Origin of the sequence: Pseudomonas paracarnis (assembly GCF_904063055.1) — a bacterium.
In the GTDB taxonomy this organism is placed as follows: domain Bacteria; phylum Pseudomonadota; class Gammaproteobacteria; order Pseudomonadales; family Pseudomonadaceae; genus Aquipseudomonas; species Aquipseudomonas paracarnis.
Map to the genome: position 1 here is coordinate 827,926 of NZ_CAJFCN010000001.1, position 13,343 is coordinate 841,268.

Sequence of the window (13,343 nt, forward strand, 5' to 3'; positions counted from 1 at the left end):
GCTTGCTCGCGAAGATCGTTAACGAAAACGCGGGAAACCTGGCACCCTGCGGTGCCTGGAAGTTTTTCGCGAGCAAGCTCGCTCCTACACAGCCAGCATCACGCCTATTCGTTGTGGAGATTGCCGTCATGGCCAACGAACTCTATACCCGTACCAATCAGAAAATTTACTTCGCGGGTTTATCCCTGGAGGCCCTTGGCCGTGCCGAGGAAGGGAAAGAGATGAACGCCATCGCGCTGGTACAGGCGGGGCGCGAAGCGGCGTTGTTCCACCTGTACGGTGCCTTGCTGGGGCTGTGCCATGAGATCGCCGGGTTCTACCGCCTACCCCAGGCCGGTGCGCCGCGTGCAGAAATGATCATGAATCGTGAAGTGCTGGATTCCATGGCGATCCCCGAGTTGGCCGAGCTGGTGGAAATGGCCCAAAGCCCCGACAGTTGGGTGGCACGGCTGCTCAAAGCCCATGCGGATATGTTTCAACCGCCGCGTATTCCCCATGTGCCCAAAGGTGATGTCACCCAGCCGCTGATCGTCGCCGTGGCCTTGGAACAGGATGAGCCCAAGCCTTTGAGCCGTGAGGAGTTGGAAGGCTGGCGCCAGGAGCTGAAAAAGATGGCGCTGCGTTTTCGTGAAGGGCTCAACGAGTGCTGAAGGGGTTGCACTAAGCAAATGTGGAGGCTGGCTTGCCTGCGATGACGGCCTGCCAGCCGACACCTATCGATCTGATGCCCCGCGTTCAACCTGTGGCAGCTGGCTTGCCTGCGATGGCGGCCTGACAGGCGACCCTGTTATACCGAGTACATATCCATTCCTGCGGTAACGGCCACTTAGGGTTCCGCCTGACGGCGGGTCACTGTGGAAAAGCCGGAATGCCAGCGTGGTTTAACGGGGAGCCTGAGATCAAGATCAAAAGCAGATCAAAAGCTACTCGCTTCGCATCGTGGTTACCGTTGGCTGCTTTAGCCTGCAAAGTTGTATAGGTACCTATGCTGCGATAGCGGTGGGTCAGTTTGCTGGTTATTCGCTGATACTCCGCCATCGCAGGCAAGCCAGCTCCCACATAGAGACGCGTGTTCCCTAGGGCGCCATTCATCACACCGTAAACAAACCTGTCCATATCCCCTGCGAGGCTGGGTGGATGACTGATATAATCCCAGGCCTTTCGTGGAGAACAGACTTTTATGCCAACGTCCTTTCTGGAAATTGTTGAACTGCCTGACGGCCGAATCGAACTGCGCCGGGCTGAGGACGAGGGTTCTCTGGTTATTCTGGATTTCTCCGAAGACGCCAAGGTCTTCCTGCAAGGCCAGCATGTCGAAGTGGCTAAAGCCATGTTGAGCGTGGGCGTGCAGATGGCAGGTCGCCTTGCCGAAGGCGAGCCGGAGAAAGATGAAGGGCCGCGCGTTCTTCACTGAGTCTTTTGTGACGGCTGCTTCTGTGGCGCGCCATCATTACCCCAATCGAATATTCAAACTCTGTGCATCACCCGTGCGCGCAGCACTGATCAGTTGCTGCTTGGCGCTGGCATTCAGCGGGTTCAACCAGCTCACCACCGTATGGCTGCGGCCCAGGCGCAAGGCTTCGCAGGTTAGCTGCTGGGCACTTTGCGCGCCGCGTGGTTGCAGCAACAGGATACGCTCACGGTTGAGCCCAGCGTCCCGCAGCCAGGCCTGGGTGAGGCTGGCGGGCGGGGCGATCAGTGTCAGCCAGCGGGCGTCCTGATCTTCGCTCAATTCGCGCAGGATAGGTGCCAGCAGGTTCAGGCAGCTCTCAGCCGCACCGCGCAACGACAGTTCACTGAACGCCTCAGGTTCGCCGCCCCAGGGGGCTTCGACCGTTTCCTTGAGGATTGGCGCAAGGGGCTGGGCCATGAAGGCCTCGAACAGCGACAGTTGTGTATGTTGTGGGGTGTGCACGAGCTGCATGATGCCTCCTTTAGCGGCGAATGACGCCGACACTCAAGCCTTCGATCACCAGGTCCTGGTCTTTCAGGTTGACTTCGATCGGGGCAAACTCAGGGTTTTCGGCCAGGAGCCAGACCTTGCTGCCTTCGCGCTTGAAGCGTTTGACCGTGACCTCGTCGCCGATACGGGCCACGACGATCTGGCCATTGCGGGCTTCGCGGGTGGTATGCACGGCCAGCAGGTCGCCGTCGAAGATACCCACGTCCTTCATGCTCATGCCGTGCACACGCAACAGGTAGTCGGCGCGAGGGTGGAAGAAGGTCGGGTTGATATTGCAGGATTCCTCGACGTGCTGCTGCGCCAGGATCGGCGCACCTGCGGCGACGCGACCGATGATCGGCAATGTCGACTCGTCGGCCTTGGCTTCGAAGCCAGGGATGCGAATACCTCGTGAAGCACCCGGGGTCATCTCGATCGCACCTTTGCGAGCGAGGGCCTTGAGGTGTTCCTCGGCGGCGTTCGGGGACTTGAACCCCAGTTCCAGGGCAATCTCCGCACGGGTAGGCGGGTAACCATTGTCATCAAGGCAGCGCTTGATAAAAGCCAGAATCTCAGCTTGGCGTGGCGTCAGTTTTAGCATGTTGATCGCTCTGTCTTTTTATACAGTGACTGGGATTATATACAGTGAACTGCGCTTGGCAATCATCCTTTTTAATGGCCCCGCTGGACGGTCATCCGTCAGCCGTCCTACAGAGCAGAAGCGGCGCTGCCTACACAGCTGCAAGGATGTGATTAAATAGCGATGAATCAGATGACTGACCAGCCGCAAAGCGGACCCGCAGGCTTGACAAGACACACTCTGAAACGTATGTTTCAAACAAGTGTTTGTCAGGCGGAGTAGCCATGGCCCAGTCGGAAACCGTTGAACGCATTCTCGATGCTGCCGAGCAATTGTTCGCGGAAAAAGGATTTGCTGAAACTTCATTGCGCCTGATCACCAGCAAGGCTGGGGTCAACCTGGCCGCCGTGAACTATCATTTCGGCTCGAAAAAGGCCCTGATCCAGGCGGTGTTCTCACGCTTTCTGGGCCCGTTCTGCACAAGCCTCGACCGTGAGCTGGAACGCCGCCAGGCCAAGGCCGATCACAAGCCCAGCCTGGAAGAGCTGCTGGAAATCCTCGTGGAGCAAGCCTTGGTCGTGCAGCCTCGCAGCGGCAACGACCTGTCGATCTTCATGCGCCTGCTGGGCCTGGCGTTCAGCCAGAGCCAGGGCCACTTGCGCCGCTACCTGGAAGACATGTACGGCAAGGTGTTCCGCCGCTATATGCTGTTGGTCAACGAAGCGGCCCCGCGTATTCCACCTATCGAGCTGTTCTGGCGTGTGCATTTCATGCTCGGTGCCGCAGCTTTCAGCATGTCGGGTATCAAGGCGCTGCGGGCAATTGCCGAGACCGATTTCGGTGTGAACACGTCCATCGAGCAAGTCATGCGCCTGATGGTGCCGTTCCTTGCCGCTGGCATGCGCGCCGAAACCGGCGTCAGCGACCCGGCCATGGCCGCCGCCCAGTTGCGCCCACGCAGCAAAACCGTACCGGTCGCCGCCAAGGTTTGATCGCTGCGGGTGGGCGCGGCCGCTTGCATCCGCTAAGCTAGCCGCCATGCCGATTTCAGCTATTTATTCGCAACCCGTCGTCCTTGCCGTGCCTGGCAAGGACGACGGGTTGTGTGCGTTATTTAAGGAAGGTTTATGACTGCTGCCCTGCAAGGTTCTTTGATGGTCGACGTCGCCGGTACCTGGCTCACGGCCGAGGATCGTCATCTGTTGCGCCAACCGGAAGTGGGCGGCCTGATTATTTTTGCGCGCAATATCGAGCACCCGCGCCAGGTTCGCGAGTTGAGCGCCGCGATTCGTGCAGTGCGCCCGGACTTGCTGTTGGCCGTGGACCAGGAGGGCGGTCGCGTGCAGCGTCTGCGCCAAGGCTTCGTGCGCCTGCCGGCCATGCGTGCGCTGGCGGATAACCCCAACGCTGAATACCTGGCCGAACAGTGCGGCTGGATCATGGCCACCGAGGTGCTGGCGGTGGGCCTGGACCTGAGTTTTGCCCCCGTGCTGGACCTCGACTACCAACGCAGCGCCGTGGTCGGTACCCGTGCTTTCGAAGGCGACCCCGAGCGCGCTGCCGTGCTCGCGGGTGCCTTTATCCGTGGCATGAACAGCGCCGGTATGGCCGCCACCGGCAAGCACTTCCCTGGCCATGGTTGGGCCGAGGCCGATTCCCACGTTGCCATTCCCAATGATGAACGCAGCCTGGAGCAGATTCGCGCCAATGACCTGGTGCCTTTCGCACGCCTGAGCAAGCAATTGGCCGCCGTGATGCCGGCGCACGTCATCTACCCGCAGGTCGATGCCCAGCCTGCTGGTTTTTCGCGCCGCTGGTTGCAGGACATCCTGCGCGGTGAGTTGCAGTTTGACGGGGTAATCTTCAGCGATGACCTGTCCATGGCCGGCGCCCATGTGGTCGGCGATGCGGCCAGCCGTATCGAAGCGGCGCTGACCGCCGGTTGTGACATGGGCTTGGTGTGCAATGACCGTGCGGCGGCCGAGCTGGCGCTCAGTGCAGCACAGCGGATGAAGGTCACGCCGTCGGCGCGGATTGCGCGTATGCGTGGGCAGGCGGTTGCCTCGACGGACTATAAGCAGGACCCGCGTTGGCTGACAGCGCTTACTGCGTTGCGCGATGCGCAGTTGATCGACTGAAAACCGAAGCGCGGCCATCGCAGGCAAGCCAGCTCCCACATTTTGATTTGTGAATACAGTCAGGTGTGGGAGCGTGCTTGCTCGCGAAGGCGGCCGAACAGTCAGCGCTTTTCTTGCTTATTGGGCAACGGCGCAAACAACGCTTCAATCTCCTCATTGCCCAACTGCCAATCCCCCGTGGTTCGCCCATCCAGCACGCCCGCAGCCAGATCGGACTTCTCCTTCTGCAAGTGCTGGATTTTCTCCTCTACCGTGCCCCGGGCAATCATCTTGTACACGAACACCGGCTTTTCCTGGCCGATGCGGTACGCACGGTCGGTGGCCTGGTTTTCCGTAGCCGGGTTCCACCAAGGGTCATAGTGGATAACCGTGTCGGCTTCGGTCAGGTTCAAGCCCACGCCGCCAGCCTTCAGGCTGATCAAAAAGATCTGCAGCTTGCCGCTCTGAAAATCCTTCACCGGTGTACGTCGATCCCGGGTCTGGCCGGTCAGCAGGGCGTAGGCAATGCCGCGCTTTTTCAGTTCGGCCTCGATCAGGCTCAGCATCGAGGTGAACTGTGAGAACAGCAGGATCCGGCGGCCTTCAGCAAACAGCTCGTCGAGCATGTCCATCAGGCTGTCGAGCTTGCCCGAGCTGCTGCCACGGGCGGGCAGGGTGGCGTCGTTGACAAGGCGCAAGTCGCAGCACACCTGGCGCAGTTTGAGCAGGGCTTCGAGGATGATGATCTGGCTGCGGGCCACGCCCTTGCGGGTGATCTCGTCGCGGACCTTTTTATCCATGGCCAGGCGCATGGTTTCGTACACGTCGCGCTGGGCCTCGTTGAGGTCGACCCAGTGGATGATTTCGGTTTTGGGTGGCAGTTCGGTTGCCACTTGTTCCTTGGTGCGGCGGAGCAGGAAGGGTTTGATCCGACCGTTGAGGTGCTGCAATCGCACATCGCTGGCACGCTTTTCAATGGGCACGCGGTAATCACGGTTGAAGCTCTTCACGTCGCCCAGCCAACCCGGCAACAGGAAGTGGAACAGCGACCACAGCTCACCCAGGTGGTTTTCCAATGGAGTGCCGCTCAGGCACAGGCGCTGGCGTGCATTCAGCTCGCGTGCGGCCTGGGCCGCCTTGCTGGACGGGTTCTTGATGTACTGCGCTTCATCCAGGATCAAGACGTGCAAGGGCAGGGCGGCGAGCTGTTCAATGTCCTTGGGCAGCAGGGCGTAGGTGGTCAGCAGCAGGTCGTAGTCATTCAGGTTGGCGAAATGTTTCTTACGCCCCGCGCCATAAAGTGCCTGCACTCTCAACTGCGGGGTGAAGTGCGCGGCTTCATCGAGCCAGTTCGGGATCAGGCTGGTAGGCATCACGACCATGCACGGCCGATCAAGGCGCCCTGCGTTTTTTTCGGTGAGGATGTGCGCCAGGGTCTGCAAGGTTTTGCCCAGGCCCATGTCATCCGCAAGTATCCCACCCACCTCCAGTTGGCGCAGCGACTGCATCCAGCTCAGACCTTCCAGCTGGTAGGGGCGCAAGGTCGCATTCAGGCCTTCGGGCGCCACGCAGGTGAAATCCTTGATATCGCGCAGGCGCTGGGCGAAGGTGCGGATCTTCTCGCCGCCTTCCCATTGCAGTGGCAGGTCTTCCAGCGGGTTGAGGCGTATGGCGTCGGCCTTGGCCAGGCGCAGCGCGGTGGTGCCGGCTTCCTGCAGGTAAAACTCGCCGAGGGTCGCCAGCACCGGCTTCAAGCGGCCGTAGGGCAGCGCCACTTGCAGCGGGCCGTGGCCGTTGGGCAGGCCGGGGATGTTCACCAGGATCAGCTCTTCATCGCGGCGCCGCGCCAGTTTCTCCGGGTTGAGGATCTCGGTGTGGGAGCGCATCAGGTTCAGCAGGATCGGCAGCAGGCTCAAACGTTCGCCGTTGACGATGATGCCCAGCTCCAGGTCGAACCAATCGCGTTCCGGCCCTTCATCGACCGTGGCATACCAGTCATCGACGGGGCTGAGATCAAAGCCGAAGTCTTCATCGATCTGCAGCTCCCAGCCCTCGGCACGCAAAGTGGGCGACACATTGAGGGTGAAGTTCAGCCAGGCACTGTCATTGACCATTTCGAAGAGCTCGCCGGCGCTTTCCGGCAGGGCCTTGCTCTGGCGCGTGGCGATCTTGAAGCCAAGCAGGCGCAGGTGTTCGCGATAGGCCTGTTCTTGCTCGGGATGGCGCTTGATCCGCAGGCTCTGCGTCTCTTGGCGCACAATGATGTCAGCATTTTTTTGCCCGCTGACATAGTTGCCCAGGTAGTTGAACGACAACGCCGCACGGTGCTGGATATAGCGCTGCATCTTGCCGTTGCGCGGTTCGAACGCGCTGAACTCCACGCTGGCCAGCCACAGGCGTGGCACCGGTTGCACGTCGTCCATCACCACTTGCGGCAGGACCACGCGGTTATCGAGCACCGCCTGGAGCTTCTCCAGCAGCTGCGCATCCTGAGCCGCTGCCGGGTAGGCCAGGGTTTCCTGGACCTTGAGCAGCACCGCCGCGATGTGTTTGCAGTTGGTGTGCACCGGGCACGTGCAGCGGCTGTCCACCAAGATCAGCAGGCCCTTGGCCGATTCGCGCAGTGAGATGGTCTGGCGGTAAACATTACCGCCCGAGCCTTCGCAACTGGCGGTGATGGTGCTGTCGCCGCACTCGACGATGCGCACGCGGTTCTCCAGGGCGTAGCGTCGCCCGCGCTCGAGGCTTTGCTCTTTGAAGCGATTGGCCCACGAAGGGGCCAGGGGTTTGGTCAACGACGACGTCAGGGGCATGGCGCGCAATCAGTCCTGAAGGTCGGGCGGTGGCGCGCTGGGTGGCTTGGCGGTCAGCGAGGTGATCTTGATCAGCAGCGCCAGGTGGCCGCCGTCCAGGTAGTTGAGCTGGTTGTTCTTGGTGCGCACGTCTTTCTGGCTCAAGTGTTCGCTGGCGATCACGCTGCCGTTGCCGTCGAACTGGTTGATCCAGAAATCCGCGTCGATATCGGTAAAGCGCCCCAGTTGCAGGCTCAACACCCCTTCGATAGGGAACTGGCCGAACTGCTCCTGGCCGTCGGTGATCGCCACCTTCACCGCTTGCTCGCCCAGGTTCTGCTCCCAGGCCTTGTGGGCGAGCACCGTGTAGTTGGCGTCGGCGCGCAGCTTGTCGACGATATTGCCCAGGCGCGGCGGGCTCATCCGCTCACCCAGGCGCGGCGCGCCCGCATCCCAGTTTTCCGGGGCGGCGCGGCTGTTGATCACTGGTTCTGCATTCTGGCGCACCAGGATCATTTCCACCTGATACAGGCTGTCGGCAAAGGCCGAAGGTGCGAGTACCACCAACAACAGGCTCAAAATGCGGAACACGCGCATGGGGGCGTCCTTAAACGGATTTCGGAATGAGGCGTTCAAACAGCGCCTCCAAAGTGTTGAAGCGTTCTTCGGCGCGTTCCATCGGCACCATGAACTTGAACAGCGTAGCCCCTTCGAACTTGTAGCGGTTGGGCTGGCCCTGGATCAGCTTGATCAGCACCAACGGGTCAACCGGCGTCTGCGCTTCGAATTCGATACGCCCGCCTTGCGGCCCGGCGTCGACTTTCTTGATGCCCAACTGCTCGGCCTGCAACTTGAGCAGGGTCAGGCGCACCAGGTTCTTGGTCGGTTCAGGCAGCAGGCCGAAACGGTCGATCATCTCTACCTGCAAGTCCTTGAGGCCTTCTTCGTCGGCCGCCGAGGCAATGCGCTTGTACAGGATCAACCGTGCATGCACATCCGGCAGGTAGTCTTCGGGAATCAACGCCGGCAAGCGCAGGTTGATCTCCGGGCCGCCGCCCAAGGGTTGGTCGAGGTTCGGTTGTTCGCCTTTGCGGATGGCTTTTACCGCGCGTTCGAGCATCTCCATATACAGCGTGAAACCCACCGCCTGGATCTGCCCGCTCTGGCCGTCGCCGAGCAATTCACCGGCACCCCGGATTTCCAGGTCATTGGTGGCCAATACAAAGCCGGCCCCGAGGTCCTGGGTATTGGCGATCGCTTCCAGGCGTTTTTCCGCATCGGAAGTGATCTGCTGGCGCGGCGGTGTCAGCAGGTAGGCATAGGCCTGGTGGTGACTGCGCCCGACGCGACCGCGCAATTGGTGCAGCTGCGCCAGGCCGAACTTGTCGGCACGCTCGATGATGATGGTGTTGGCGCTCGGCACGTCGATGCCGGTCTCGATGATGGTCGAGGCGATCAGCACGTTGAAGCGCTTGTGGTAGAAGTCGCTCATCACCTGTTCGAGTTCGCGCTCGCGCATCTGCCCGTGGCCGATGGCGATACGGGCCTCAGGTACCAGTTCGGCGAGGTCGGCGGCGCATTTCTCGATGGTTTTCACATCGTTGTGCAGGTAATACACCTGGCCGCCGCGCAGCAGTTCGCGCAGCAGGGCTTCCTTGACCGTGCTCTTGTTCTGCTCCATCACAAAGGTGCGCACCGACAAACGACGCGCCGGTGGCGTGGCGATGATCGACAGGTCGCGCATGCCCGACACCGCCATGTTCAGCGTGCGCGGAATTGGCGTGGCGGTGAGGGTGAGGATGTCGACTTCACTGCGCAGGGCCTTGAGCTGTTCTTTCTGGCGCACGCCAAAGCGGTGTTCTTCGTCGATGATCACCAGGCCCAGGTTCTTGATCTTCACATCGTCCGACAGCAGCTTGTGAGTACCGATGACGATGTCGATCTTGCCCTCGGCCAGGTCGGCAACGGCGGCGTTCACTTCCTTGGCGGACTTGAAGCGGCTCATCACCTCCACGGTCACGGGCCAGTCGGCAAAGCGGTCGCGGAAACTGTTGTAGTGCTGCTGGGCGAGCAGGGTGGTCGGCACCAGGATCGCCACCTGGCGACCGCCGTGTACCGCAATAAAGGCTGCACGCATGGCCACTTCGGTCTTGCCGAAGCCCACGTCGCCGCACACCAGGCGGTCCATCGGCTTGGGCGCGAGCATGTCGGCGCGCACCGCTTCGATGGTGGTTTGCTGGTCCGGGGTTTCTTCGAACGCGAAGCCAGCGCTGAAGGTGGCGTAATCGGCTTTGGGGTCAGCGAAGGCATAACCTTCGCGGGCAGCACGGCGGGCATAGATGTCGAGCAGTTCGGCGGCCACGTCGCGCACCTGTTCGGCGGCCTTGCGCTTGGCTTTCTGCCAGGTCTCGGAGCCCAATCGATGCAACGGCGCCAAGGCGTCGTCGCTGCCGGTGTAGCGGGCGATCAGGTGCAGGTTGGCCACCGGCACGTAGAGCTTGGCGCCCTCGGCGTATTCCAGGGTGAGGAATTCGGCGGCCTGGTTGTCGATCTCCAGGGTCTGCAGGCCCAGGTAGCGGCCCACGCCATGGTCGATATGCACCACCGGCGCGCCTTCGCGCAGCTCGGTGAGGTTCTTGATCACCGCGTCGTTGTTGGCATCGGCGCGTTTTTCCCGGCGACGGCGTTGCATCACGCGCTGGCCGAACAGCGGGCTTTCGGCGATCAAGGCCAGCGCCGGGTCATCCAACCGCAGCCCTTCGTCCAGCGGCGCGATGGTGATCGCCAGGCGCTCTTTGCTGGCGACAAAGTCAGGCCAGCTGTCGACGGTTTTCGGCCGCAACTTCAGGCGTTCCAACAGCTCTAGCAGCACTTCGCGACGCCCGGCGGATTCGGCGGTAAACAGCACGCGGCCCGGGAAGTCGCCGAGGAAGTTCGACAGCGCCTCCAGCGGTTGCGTGGCTTTGGCCTGGATCGCCAAATCGGGCAACGCGCTCGCCGGGAAACGCTCCCGGCCACTGCCGGCGTCCACGTCCTGCTGGCTGGCTACTACACGCGGCCAGTTTTTCAGGCGCGCGAAGCAGTCTTCAACTGGCAGGAACAGTTCAGCGGGCGGCAATAAAGGCCGGGATGGATCGACGCGACGTTCTTCGTAGCGGTTGCGCACATCGTTCCAGAAGTTTTCCGCCGCCTGTTCGATACCCGGCAGCGAGAACACCTGGGTGTCCTGGGGCAGGTAGTCGAAGAGGGTAGAGGTCTCGTCGAAGAACAACGGCAGGTAGTACTCGATACCGGCAGGTGTAATCCCGCTGCTCAAGTCCTGGAAGATCGGGCAGCGACGGAAATCCACATCGAAGCGCTCACGAAAGCGCGCCTTGAAGCGTGTTACCGCGTCTTTTTGCAGCGGAAACTCCCGCGCCGGCAGCAGCTTGATCGAGTCGACCTTGTCGATAGAACGCTGGTTCTCCGGGTCGAAGGTGCGCAGCGTCTCGATTTCGTCATCGAACAGGTCGATGCGGTACGGCAACTTGCTGCCCATCGGGAACAGGTCGATCAAGGCGCCGCGCACCGCAAACTCACCGTGCTCGTACACCGTGTCGACGCAGCGGTAGCCGCTGGCTTCCAGGCGCGTGCGCATCTGCTCGACGTCGAGCTTCTGGCCCACGTCCAGCACCAGGCTGCTGCCCAGCAGGAACTTGGTCGGCGCCAGGCGGTGCAGGGCGGTGGTGATCGGCACCACCAGCACGCCGTGGGCCAGTTCCGGCAAGCGGTACAGGCTGGCGATGCGCTGGGAGATGATGTCCTGGTGCGGCGAGAACAGATCGTAAGGCAGGGTTTCCCAGTCGGGAAAATGCAGCACCGGCAAATCCGGGGCGAAGAAGCTCAGCTCCTGCTCCAACCGTTCGGCACTTTGGCTGTCGGCGGTGAGCAGCAGGGTAAAGCGCTTGGCTGCGCTGGCAGCCTCGGCAATGGCCAGGCTCAGGGCGGCACCGGGCAGGTTGCCCCAGTGCTGTTTACCTGCCGCGGCAGGGAGTAGCGGTAGACGCAGAACGGGCACGGAAGGTTGAGCTCCAAGCGTTGCGACAAAGTCGGTAATTGTAACGGCCCCAGGTGCCGCCTGTCAGTTGCTGACTGTGCCTATTACGGTTTGTAGGAAATGTAGTGGCTAAGACAAACAATGGCGGGTTTTGACTCAATATGTAGTGCCAAAATGCGCGAATGTTTAGGAGGGTTACGGACAAGTCGGCCTGCTCACCAAACTAGTGGCCTTCTGGAACCCGCGTATTTCCTGGGCTGTAGCGCGGTGGTATTTTTTTGCAAGGGCTTTTTGTTGCCCTTCGCGCATTGCTCAACGCTCAGTCGGGCGACATAATGTAGCCCCTTTTTTCTGCCCCTACATGTGGAAGGTTCCCGTGACTCAGAAGCCCGACCAGTGTCTTGGTGAATGGATCGACCGTGAAGCACTCGCTGAAGCGATGATTCCGCTTATCGGTCAGCTGTACCGCAATAACAATGTGGTGAGCTCGATCTATGGCCGCAGCCTGATCAACCAGTCTGTCATCGCGATTCTCAAAGCTCACCGCTTTGCGCGCCATCGCTCCGCCGACGACAGCGAACTCTCCGTCCACGAAACATTCCCGCTGCTCAAAGCCATGAGCGAGCTCAAGCTCGGCGCGGCTTCGGTAGACCTGGGCAAGTTGGCCTACAAATTCCGCAAAGAAGGCGCTGGCCGCACCGCCGAGCAGTTCGTGCGTGAAGAAATGGCCGATGTGGTTGGCCAGCAAAACGCTGCCGCCCGTAAAGGCACCGACGTGGTGCTGTACGGCTTTGGCCGTATCGGCCGCCTGCTGGCGCGCATCCTGATCGAAAAGACCGGTGGCGGCGACGGCCTGCGCCTGCGTGCCATCGTGGTGCGCAAAGGCGCCGAGAACGACCTGACCAAGCGCGCCAGCCTGCTGCGTCGCGACTCGGTACACGGCTCGTTCAACGGCACCATCACCATTGACGAAGAAAACAACACCATCACCGCCAACGGTAACCTGATCCAGGTGATCTACGCGAAGAACCCGACCGAGGTGGATTACACCCAGTACGGCATCCAGAACGCCCTGCTGGTGGACAACACCGGTGTATGGCGTGATGCCGAGGGCCTGGGCCAGCACCTGGCTTGCCCGGGTGTTGACCGCGTTGTGCTGACCGCGCCTGGCAAAGGCAAGCTCAAGAACATCGTGCACGGCATCAACCACGCTGAAATCACCGCTGACGACAAGATCGTGTCCGCCGCGTCCTGCACCACCAACGCCATCGTGCCGGTGCTCAAGGCGGTGAATGACAAGTTCGGCATCGTTAACGGCCACGTTGAAACCGTTCACTCGTACACCAACGACCAGAACCTGATCGACAACTTCCACAAGGGCGATCGCCGTGGCCGTAGCGCCGCGTTGAACATGGTGATCACCGAGACCGGCGCTGCCACCGCTGCTGCCAAGGCCCTGCCTGAACTGGCCGGCAAGCTGACCGGTAACGCGATCCGCGTACCGACGCCGAACGTGTCGATGGCCATTCTCAACCTCAACCTTGAGAAAGCCGCCACCCGTGAAGAGATGAACGAGTACCTGCGCTACATGGCGCTGCACTCCGACCTGCATAAGCAGATCGACTTCGTCAATTCTCAGGAAGTGGTCTCCACCGACTTCGTTGGCTCGCGCCACGCCGGTGTGGTGGACGCCGAAGCGACCATCACCCAGGACAACCGTGTTGTGCTGTACGTGTGGTACGACAACGAGTTCGGCTACAGCTGCCAGGTGGTTCGCGTGATGGAAGACATGGCTGGGGTCAACCCGCCTGCGTTTCCGCGCTAAGCCTGTGCGCTGAATGAGAAAGCCCCGACTGGTTCGGGGCTTTTTTATGCC

General features: G+C 61.1%; 10 protein-coding genes. 5 read left to right on the plus strand and 5 right to left on the minus strand.

From position 1 onward, the window contains the following. Positions 1-128 precede the first annotated feature (128 nt). Positions 129-650 carry a DUF6586 family protein gene (locus tag JMV15_RS03825; RefSeq protein ID WP_003189653.1) on the plus strand — a complete coding sequence of 174 codons (522 nt, stop codon included), beginning with the start codon at positions 129-131 and terminating at the stop codon, positions 648-650. Between the two features lie 530 nt (positions 651-1,180). After that, entirely contained in the window at positions 1,181-1,414 is a 234-nt protein-coding gene (locus JMV15_RS03830) for a hypothetical protein (RefSeq protein WP_014717511.1), read from the plus strand. Positions 1,415-1,450: 36 nt separating this feature from the next. Here the strand turns inward: JMV15_RS03830 and sulA are convergent, their stop codons facing one another. Both sulA and lexA read right to left on the minus strand, forming a co-directional pair. Beyond that, a complete protein-coding gene (gene sulA, locus JMV15_RS03835; protein WP_005786162.1) occupies positions 1,451-1,924 on the minus strand; it encodes an SOS-induced cell division inhibitor SulA in 474 nt (157 codons plus the stop codon). 10 nt (positions 1,925-1,934) lie between these two features. Further along, entirely contained in the window at positions 1,935-2,543 is a 609-nt protein-coding gene (gene lexA, locus JMV15_RS03840; RefSeq protein ID WP_003172575.1) for a transcriptional repressor LexA, read from the minus strand. A gap of 263 nt (positions 2,544-2,806) precedes the next feature. On the opposite strand from lexA, the gene JMV15_RS03845 reads away from it, so the two are divergent. Continuing rightward, complete coding sequence (locus JMV15_RS03845; protein WP_014717512.1) at positions 2,807-3,514, plus strand: TetR/AcrR family transcriptional regulator; 708 nt, start codon at positions 2,807-2,809, stop codon at positions 3,512-3,514. A gap of 135 nt (positions 3,515-3,649) precedes the next feature. Next, positions 3,650-4,660, plus strand: a complete 1,011-nt coding sequence (gene nagZ, locus JMV15_RS03850) for a beta-N-acetylhexosaminidase (RefSeq protein ID WP_019818244.1) — start codon at positions 3,650-3,652, stop codon at positions 4,658-4,660. A gap of 101 nt (positions 4,661-4,761) precedes the next feature. On the opposite strand, the gene JMV15_RS03855 is transcribed toward nagZ, so the two are convergent. Genes JMV15_RS03855 through mfd form a run of 3 tightly spaced genes read right to left on the minus strand, consistent with a single transcriptional unit; the run spans position 4,762 to position 11,488 of the window. After that, positions 4,762-7,452, minus strand: a complete 2,691-nt coding sequence (locus tag JMV15_RS03855) for a DEAD/DEAH box helicase (protein ID WP_038449470.1) — start codon at positions 7,450-7,452, stop codon at positions 4,762-4,764. A gap of 9 nt (positions 7,453-7,461) precedes the next feature. Next, positions 7,462-8,028: a CsiV family protein gene (locus JMV15_RS03860; protein WP_014717515.1), complete on the minus strand. Its 567-nt coding sequence runs from the start codon at positions 8,026-8,028 to the stop codon at positions 7,462-7,464. A 10-nt stretch (positions 8,029-8,038) separates the two neighbouring features. Further along, positions 8,039-11,488 carry a transcription-repair coupling factor gene (gene mfd / locus JMV15_RS03865; RefSeq protein ID WP_003189666.1) on the minus strand — a complete coding sequence of 1,150 codons (3,450 nt, stop codon included), beginning with the start codon at positions 11,486-11,488 and terminating at the stop codon, positions 8,039-8,041. 340 nt (positions 11,489-11,828) lie between these two features. On the opposite strand from mfd, the gene JMV15_RS03870 reads away from it, so the two are divergent. Then, positions 11,829-13,292, plus strand: a complete 1,464-nt coding sequence (locus tag JMV15_RS03870; RefSeq protein WP_032873405.1) for a glyceraldehyde-3-phosphate dehydrogenase — start codon at positions 11,829-11,831, stop codon at positions 13,290-13,292. Positions 13,293-13,343 lie beyond the last annotated feature (51 nt).